Consider the following 9335-nt stretch of genomic DNA (forward strand, 5'->3'; position numbering starts at 1 on the left):
TTGACCTTGACGGCTTCGGCCACAGGAGGAAGCGGTAATTATGTTTATCAGTGGTACAGAGCCGGAGCAGAAATAACCGGTGCCACCTCAGACACCTATGTCATTAGCAACGCCTTAGCGACAGATGCCGGAGAATACAGTGTGGTTGTTGGCGACATTGCTAATGGTATTACCTGTTCCAGCAGTCCCGCCTTATTGACGGTCAATGTAACTGAAGCGACGGCCACCTTAACCGGTGAACAGAATATTTGTGAAGGAACTTCTGAAATCTATACCGCAACGGGTGGTGATCTTTACACTTTTACACTCTTGGACGAATCTGATATCGTAATTGATACACGCGCTGCAGATGCCGATGCTACTTATGCTACTGATGTAACTTTAGCCCTAGGAACCTATACTTTAAGCGTTTTAGTAGTTGATGGCAATGGCTGTGAGGATGAAGCGAATCTGGCCATTGAGGTGAAAGAATCACCTGATAACTCTTTAACTTTTTCATCAACAGACATTTGTGATGGTGAGACCATTACGGCTAGTGCTACAGCCGGCTATTCTTCCTATGATTTTATGGTGAACGGAATTTCTGTTCAGTCAGGTGCCAGCCATGAATATAGTTCGGATGCATGGACGGATGGTGACGTGATTAAAGTGGCCATTACTTTAGGTGGTTGTGCTGTGGAATCGGCTGAAGAAACCATCACGGTTCGTGATTTGCCTGTTATTGAACTGAATAGCGATCAGGCTGGTGATGTGGCGTGCCTCAACGAAACGGTGGTACTCACTGCCACTGGTGGAGTCGATTATGCTTTTTATTTGAACACAGTTCAAGTTCAGGATTTTGGTAATGGCGCCACCTATAGTTCAACTTTTGATGATGGTGATGTTATTTCCGTAGTCGGAAGAGCTGCAAACGGTTGTGAGGCCAGTGATGATGTTACTTTGCAAGTGAATACCCCTGTTGCTGGCTTATCAGCTTCGGCCACAGAACTGTGTGCCAACGAAACTATTACATTAACTGCCTCAGGGGGCACGCTTTATGAGTTCTTCCGTAATGGTACTTCTCTTGGGGCTGCCACAACTGATAACGAAATTGAAATTTCAGACCCGGTGGATGGAGATCAGTTCTATGTGAGTGTCGAAAATGAATTTGGATGTACAGCCGTTTCATCCACTATTGAAATGACGGTTCATCCAATTCCGGTTGTTACGCTTAGCAGCGATGCCACGGAGATTTGTGTGGGAGACCCGGTTACCTTCGAAGCGACTGGTGGTGATTTCTATTCCTTCTATATTTTAAGAAATAGCCTGGATATAGATCAGCAGCAAAGTGCTTCCAATCAATTTACAACTTCGGATATAGAGGATGGTGATTTGGTTTATGTCGTGGTGACTGATGCCAATTCGTGTCAAGCCCATTCTGACAGTATCCCAATGACGGTGAATGATTTACCGGTGGCCGGCATTAATGTGTTGCCATCCAATAACATTGGAGAAGGGGAAGATGTTACTGTTGAGGCCAGTGGTGGCGTTGATTATATATATTTGGTTAATAATGCACCACACGACGGCGATGTCAATGGTTGGGTCACCGATGCCAGTTTAGAAATCGGTGGTCTTGAAGATGGTGATGAACTATCGCTGATTGCCCGCAATGCTTCTGGTTGTGTAGATACGAGTGAAGTCGTAACCATTAATGTGGACACCTATCCCGATGTATTTGAATTACGACCGGCTTATGCAGAATACTGTTCCGGAGATGCTGGTGTTCAATTGTTCCTCAGTGGATATGAGGAGTTTGTAATGTATGAGTTATATGAAACTTCTGACTTGATTACGCCTGTGGCTACTTCTTCTCTGGAAAATGGTGTAATGGTATTCAACAATATCCCGGAGGGGGATTATCAGGTGAAAGCCAGAAGAATGAATGGTTTGAAACTCTCCATTTGGTTTACATCCATCGTAGAAGTTCGGGAACAACCTGTTCCGTCTATATTTAATATGAATCCCACCGGTGTTCTGACCGAATGCCCGGTATCCATTTCTTTAGGTGGTTCAGAAGTTGGAATAGACTATCATTTATTATTAAATGGTGCGTTATTTAGTGGACCGGTGGCTGGTGACGGTGGGTCTTTAGATATGGGTGCTTACGACATTGGTGGTGTTTATACCATATTAGCGGTTAATCCTTCAACAGGTTGTTCATCACTGATGAACGGTCAGGTAGAATTGGATGTGGTTCCTAACAGCCCTGTTTTCAACTTGTTGTCAGATCCTTCAGATGGCGTTTATTGTGAAGGCTCAGAGGGTGTTTCACTCATTTTGGATGGATCTTCCAATGGTGCCGCCTATGAAGTATATCGAAATAGTAATACAACCGGCATCGTCGCCGTGGGCGATGGAGAGCCCATCGACTTCGGATTATTTACCGAGGAGGGGACTTACCGGGTGATGATTGCTGCGGATGGTGGATGTCTCTATCCCATGGATGGGGTGGTGACTGTTTCAATGGTTCCGGCCCCCGAAGCTTTTGCTTTGGAAGCTGATAATGAAGGGCATTTTTGTGCGGGAGATGCTACCGGTGTTGAAATTCGCCAAATTGGACAGCAGGCCGGTGTTGTTTATCAATTGTATTTTGATGGAGAAACCCAAGGACCTTCGGTTGTTGGATCAATATCAGATCCTGTGTTAGAAATAAATTTTGGTTCTTTTAATATTCCTGGTGAATACACGGTGATTGGCAGCATGCCTGGTTCCGGTTGTGAAGGTGTGGTGGGTAGTATTACTCTTACGGAGGATGCATTGCCAGCAGTTTTTGAACTTACCGGAGAGACCGGATACTGTGCCGGTGGAGGAGAAGCCCTGATTGAATTGTCCGGTTCAGAAAATGACGTAGAGTACGAATTACACCTGGATGGTTCTGCCACCGGATATATTGAAAGCGGAAATGGGGGACTGATTCAGTTTACTGTGGATGCGCCGGGTGATTATTCCGTGATGGCGACCCTTGATCGGGATCATACTTCATGTGAGATAGAGATGAATGGTCTGGTTTCCATTGTAGAGAAGCCATTGCCACTGAGCAACAAGAATATAGTGGTTGATGATGCTGGTGCTGACTGTGAGAATGGTGCCACCATAACCATTGAGAATTCTGAAATGGGTGTGGTATATGAAATCTACTGGACCGACAATGGTAGTGAGGGACCAACAGGCCTTACAGTCACAGGTGACGGTGCCAATGTTGATTTTCCTGAAACGCTTATTGATGGTAACGGTACCTACCGTGTTTTAGCCAGTTTGGATGGATGTGAAGCCTTCCTGGATAATGACTTCGCAGTGAGTATACCAAATGTGATTACCAAATATGCCATACTGGGCGATGGTGCCATCTGTGAAGGTGATGGTGGTATGAACATCAGTCTGTCTTCATCTGAAGCCAATGTGGACTATTCCCTTTGGTCTTTAGGTGCAGGTGCCGGAGGAAGCAATGTGGCCATTAGTACCATTACCCCGCTTACGGGTGGTGATGTCCTGGATTTTGGAATGATCGCCGAAGCGGGTGATTATATCATTGTGGCTTCCAATGCCGATTGTGATTCTGTGGTGATGCACGGTATGGTTGAATTGCGATTCAATCCCTTGCCTGTTGCCTATCAAATTACCGGATCAGGTGTCTTCTGTGATGTGGCAGAGGGAGCTGTCATTGGACTCAATGGTTCTGAAAGTTATATCAATTATACGTTGATTTGGCACGACGGAGATATTCCACGCGTCAGAGGAACGGCCATTGGTAGTGGAGATGCATTGACTTTCCCGGGTACTTGATGAGGGACTATATACGGTTTATGCGCGCAATGAATTGACGGGTTGTACTTCCAGTATGAATGGAGAAGTGACGGTGGACCAGCTACCTGCACCCGATGTTTCAGGAATTACCATTACTAGCACTTCAGCCTATTGTGATTCTGAAACTGGAGCAACGGTCAGTCTTTCCAGCAGCGAGGATGGCATTACTTATGTTATTTATGATGCCTTGGATGCTGAGGTCGCATCTGTATTGGGTGATGGTTCAAGTGAGTTGGCTTTTGACACTTTGGTGCCAGAGGGAACTTACACCATTCAAGCCATGCGGAATGGTGGAAATTGTGAAGTCTCTTTAGCCACTGGTTTTACGGTTGAAACTGTGGAATCACCATTGGTTCCTGAATTTGCGCCTGAATTGACTTATTGTAAAAACAGTGCGGAAGTTTCCATAAGCAATGTTCAGGCAGGTATTACCTATTATCTGCTGGATGAAGGTGTCTCTTTGGCCTATCCGATTGATCCGGAATTGGATCCGGGTGTAACCGGCGATGAGGGCAGTACCATCACATGGGACTTGTCGGATGAAGGCTTAGGCGAATTCATGCTTTCTGTTTTGGCTGAAAATGCGGAGGGGTGTACGGTTGAATCTCCGGCATTCAGTGTGACAATTGGCGAAGATGTGAATGATGCCTTTTTATTATCGGTTGGTGATTACGAACCGGAATACTGTTCCAGTGACGGAGGTGTTTCTCTTAGCATCGCTGATCTTCAGAGTGAGGTTGATTATTACTTGTATCGGGATAACCGGCCCTTTGATTATCTGTCCGGTGATGAGTATGGGGATGAGGCCATGACTTTTGAAAGAAGGCTGGTGGCAGGTTATGATTATGTCATTCGCGCCATTCATTCCACCTCTGATTGCGTGGTGGTATCAGATACTATCAGACCGGTATTAAATCCGGCGCCCCACGACGCTAATGCCATGGATTTTGTGAACAATGAAGATGGAACGCTTTCCATCGAGAATCCGGTAGCAGATGCTACCTATACTTTGTACCACAATGCCAATAATGAATTGACGGTTATTGAACCTGCCATACTGCATGACGGCACCAACCTGTTACATGGGCGGTGACCGCCACCGGATCCTACTATGTGACGGCAGAATGGACGCTCAGCACTTGTACCAATACTTCCGAAACCATCACCATCGGAAGTGTTACGCCACCGGTTGACTTTTATTCCTTAGCCAGTGGTCAGGAATATAGCTATTGCTCCACTGAGGAGGATGCCGGTGTCACTGTTACTGTGGCCAATACCAGTGCGGATGTTTATTATGAGTTGGTGGATATCACGGATGGGGATAATCCTGTTTCGGTTCAGATACTAAAAGGGAACGGTGGAGATGTCACCTTTAATAATCTGGTGACCGGTACAACGATCTATACCATAACGGTTCAGGGAGATAGTAGTCTGTTTGACATTGAAGGAGAGTCTCAATTCACCATTACGGAATACGCTACACCGCAAGTTTATACAGTAAATAGTGGTGCAGGCAATCAGAGTATTTTACTGTCTGATTCTGAGGAAACCGTCTGGTACTTCCTGATGCGCGATGGTGATTATGCCTTTGATCAGCCTGAGTTTGGTATCAAAGGTACTGGTGGAAGTCTTGAGTTTCCTTTTGTAGAACTCCCTGGTGATTATTATGTGCTGGCTGTAGGAGAAGGTGGTTGTGAAGTTTTGATGAATGGTTTTGTAACCATTCACCAATCGAATTTATTGGCTCAACCTGATACGCTTTACCTTGAGGCGGATGAATTGTCCGGCTCCATCGATTTAAGCGCATTGATAAGCGGAAGGACCTCTTCCGATGATGTTTTGGTCTATTCAGCCAATATCATCAATGAAGGTTTGGGCGCATCCATTACCATAGATGAGAACACGGGACTGTTGACCTACTTCAAAGCACCCAGCTTCTTTGGCAAGGATTCATTGCATTATTCGGTGGCCAACCGTTCCATTGCCGATAGAAAAGCCGCTTCCTATATTATAATCATGGCCGGAAACAAGGATTTCGGTGATGTACAATCCTTCTTGTTACCCAATGCCTTTTCTCCAAATGGGGATGGCATCAATGAACGGTTTGTTATTAGTGGTTTGGGGCAGACAGAAGAATCGTCACTTGAGGTATTTAACCGCTGGGGAACCATTGTGTACCGCAGTGAAGGAACCAGATATAATAATAATTGGGATGGTACCTCCAATGTTGGTGCGATGATCTCAATTGGCAAGGAATTACCGAATGGCGTTTACTTCTATGTTTTTGAAGTCAAAAAGAATGTTCAAGGCTCCTTACAGACCAGGCGTTTTTCAGGGTATGTTGAATTAAGAAGATAATGGAATTGAAACTTGTTATAAAAGATAGTAACCCAATTATCCTGAGGGGCCAAGCCCTTCAGGAATCAGTAAGACCCATAGTTATGGTAAAAAAATATCTCGTACTTATAGGGCTGTTTCTTTGCATGGGAGGCCACCTTGTTTTTGGACAAAATCAATATCAGTTTAACCACTATATTGCCAACCAGGGCCTGCTGAATCCTGCCTACAACGGAACGCGTGACATTATTAGCGGACTAATGATTCATCGCAGTCAGTGGGTTGGCCTGGATGGTGCCCCTATGAATCAGGCTTTGAATATCCATGGTCCTATTGAAGAGACCGATATTGGTGTGGGGTTGGCATTGGTTAACGACCGGATTGGTTTTACCAATACTTTTGACCTTTTTGGAGCTGCTTCCTACAAGGTGCAACTCGACAGGTCGGAAAAATTCCTTTCCCTGGGGTTGCAGTTTGGCTTCAGTTCTATGGTATATGACGGGACAAAGTCGGTTACAGAAGATTTTATGGATCCGGTTTTTGATGGCAAGGAATCCAAGCTTAATTTCAATTTTGGATTTGGTTCCTATTTCTATTCAGATAATTATTTTGCCGGATTTTCAATTCCCAAATTTTTTTCTGACCAGTTTGATGAGGCCAGCGAAGGGTTTAAAAACTCGATCGACTTCAAGAATATGCACATGTATCTATACGGGGGCTACATCTTTGACTGGTACCCTGTGAAGGTAAAACCAACTGTTTTAATCAAAGAGGTATACGGGGCACCGATGCAAGTCGATTTTTCCGCCAATGTACTATTGGCCGAACAGCTTTGGGTGGGCTTATCTTACCGTACCGTTTCGGAGGCTGTCCTGCTACTGGAATATATAATTAGTCGACAATTCACCGTTCGATATTCCTTTGATTACCCTTTTAATGCCATTAACCAATATGCCAAAGCCGGATCGCACGAGGTGAGTGTACAGTTTGATTTTTCATTCAACAGACGCCCCGGAATGCGATCTATTCGTTATTTTTAATACATAAATACGGAACTCATGAAACTAGCCTTAAACTCTTTTTTAGTATTCATATTTCTTGTCATTTCAGTCACGGCTGAGGGACAAGGCTCATTGCGACGCGCACAGAGTCAGTATGAGCGGGGTGAATATTATGAAGCGCTACAGTATTATCAGTCTCTGATGGAAAACGACTTTCCTTTGGAAGTGGAAGACAGAATAAGAGTTGCTCACTGTTATTATGAACTTAACAACATTGATGAGGCTTTTTCTGCTTTTATGGAATTGGAGGATCATCTATCGGGATACGATTTGTATATCTATGCTTCTGCCACCCATCGATTTGGATTCTATGAAGGAGCCATTGATTTATACCAACGCGCCCGTCCTCAGAATCCCGGTCTCCAGGCTCAAATAGATGAGTTGATTCGTTCCTGTGAATGGGCTCTGGAGAATGACGAGTTCCTCACCAATGTTAGGGTTAACCCTTCTTCCATTGAAACATATGGTCAGTCCTTTGGTATTCAGTATTATGGTGGTGGCGTGGTTTATTCCTCCGCCTCTCCTGATGATTCGGATCGCGCCCGGGACCGGCAGGGAAGAAGTTTTTTGAGTTTGTATTATTCCGATGTGGTGGATGATCAGATAGCTAATACCCGTTTGTTTTCAGAAAATCTTGTTTTTCCTTATCACGTAGGTGCTATTTCCTTTACATCCGACAATAAAACCATGTATTATACCGCGCTGTAAGAGTTCGTGGGGGAGGGTCTATGATTAAGATTTTTTCCGTGGAGTTTGATGGCAAGGATTGGGTCAATGAGCGTGAAGTTCCGTTTAATTCGGATGAATTTGATAATGCCCATCCGGCTGTTTCACCCGATGATAAATTTTTATATTTTGTGTCCAATCGTCCGGGAGGATATGGCGGAACCGATCTATGGAGAGTAGAAAGGCGAGCCAACCGCACCTACGGATCACCCAGTAATCTGGGACCCAGAGTGAATACTTTTGGTGATGAAAGATATCCTTTTGTCAGTAAAGACAACATTCTTTATTTTGCCAGTGATGGTCATTCGGGATTTGGTGGACTGGATCTGTTCAGAGCCGAGTATCTCAATGGCATTTGGGGCAATACCCAAAACATGATGCGCCCCTTTAATTCCGATAAGGATGATTTTGGCTATGTTATTAATCCAACGGATCCACAAAAGGGATTATTGAGTACCAATCGCCAGGGAGATGGTACAGAGGATGTGATTTTCTACGTTCAGTATTTGGATGAGGAAGAAAGTGAGGAGCCTGCGGCCGAAGAACCAGCTGCCGATATCATACGGGCTGAACCCGAAACTGAAATGGTTCCGGTTACACGTCCCGAACCGGTGGTGGTGGCAGAGCCTGTACCAGATCCGGTTCAGGAGCCAGAGCCTGTTGAGGAAGAGCCCAAAGTTGACCTGAGCATTTTCCCGTCCGCATTGAACAGTATGTTAATCAGTTCCTTTAATGGCAACCCCTTAAGCGGAGCCACCGTTATTCTGTCTGATGCTTTTACCGGGACCGTCATCAATCGTGGTACAACCGGGGAAAATGGTCGGTTTTCATTGGCCATTCCGGATGCCTATCGATTGGAGGGACAGGAATTTGAAATTACGGTGTCAAAGAATGAGTTCAATACACGAAAAGTGGTTGGAAACATCATGGAACTGGAAGAAATAGGTTCAGCAGGATTTTCGTTGACACCCATTTTTGAAGAGACGGATTTAAATGAAATAAGCGACTTATCCATTCCTTACGAAGGCCAGAATATTACTACGGAAGGCTTTAGTTTATTGGATCAGGTGGCGGCTTATTTATTATCCAATCCCAATGTTGTTATCAAACTCAATGGACATACAGATGCCCGTGGCAATCGCATGACCAATTTGACCACCTCACAAACGGTGGCTGAGAAGGCAGAAGCTTACCTGCTTTCAAAAGGCGTTCCGGATGATAATTTGATTCCCCGCGGGTATGGTGAAAGATATCTGCAGAATAATTGTCGTCGTGGAAAATTGTGTAGCGAAGCGGAACATATGAATAACCGAAGAATAGAGGTAGTGGTCTGGCGCTTTTTGCAGTAAATGCTGCTTTTGGACC

At 44.9% G+C, this 9335-nt stretch carries 5 protein-coding genes and 1 pseudogene; all 6 read left to right on the forward strand.

Going from position 1 to position 9335, the window contains the following annotated elements:
- A pseudogene (locus tag JCM15548_RS22030) lies at nucleotides 1-3825 on the forward strand (hypothetical protein); the annotation flags it as partial.
- A gap of 55 nt (nucleotides 3826-3880) precedes the next feature.
- Complete coding sequence (locus tag JCM15548_RS19255) at nucleotides 3881-4939, forward strand: hypothetical protein (protein ID WP_062128690.1); 1059 nt, start codon at nucleotides 3881-3883, stop codon at nucleotides 4937-4939.
- Nucleotides 4936-6204 (forward strand): T9SS type B sorting domain-containing protein, encoded by a 1269-nt coding sequence (locus JCM15548_RS19260; RefSeq protein WP_062128692.1) that lies wholly within the window; start codon nucleotides 4936-4938, stop codon nucleotides 6202-6204. Before JCM15548_RS19255 ends, JCM15548_RS19260 begins: the two co-directional genes overlap by 4 nt.
- An 83-nt stretch (nucleotides 6205-6287) precedes the next feature.
- Nucleotides 6288-7223: a PorP/SprF family type IX secretion system membrane protein gene (locus JCM15548_RS19265; RefSeq protein ID WP_062128693.1), complete on the forward strand. Its 936-nt coding sequence runs from the start codon at nucleotides 6288-6290 to the stop codon at nucleotides 7221-7223.
- An 18-nt stretch (nucleotides 7224-7241) separates the two neighbouring features.
- Nucleotides 7242-7952: a tetratricopeptide repeat protein gene (locus tag JCM15548_RS24755; RefSeq protein WP_227626045.1), complete on the forward strand. Its 711-nt coding sequence runs from the start codon at nucleotides 7242-7244 to the stop codon at nucleotides 7950-7952.
- A 38-nt stretch (nucleotides 7953-7990) separates the two neighbouring features.
- On the forward strand, nucleotides 7991-9319 hold the full coding sequence (locus JCM15548_RS24760) for an OmpA family protein (protein WP_227626046.1): 1329 nt from the start codon (nucleotides 7991-7993) through the stop codon (nucleotides 9317-9319).
- Nucleotides 9320-9335 lie beyond the last annotated feature (16 nt).

It is taken from the genome of Geofilum rubicundum JCM 15548 (assembly GCF_000974365.1).
GTDB classification, from domain to species: Bacteria; Bacteroidota; Bacteroidia; order Bacteroidales; family Marinilabiliaceae; genus Geofilum; species Geofilum rubicundum.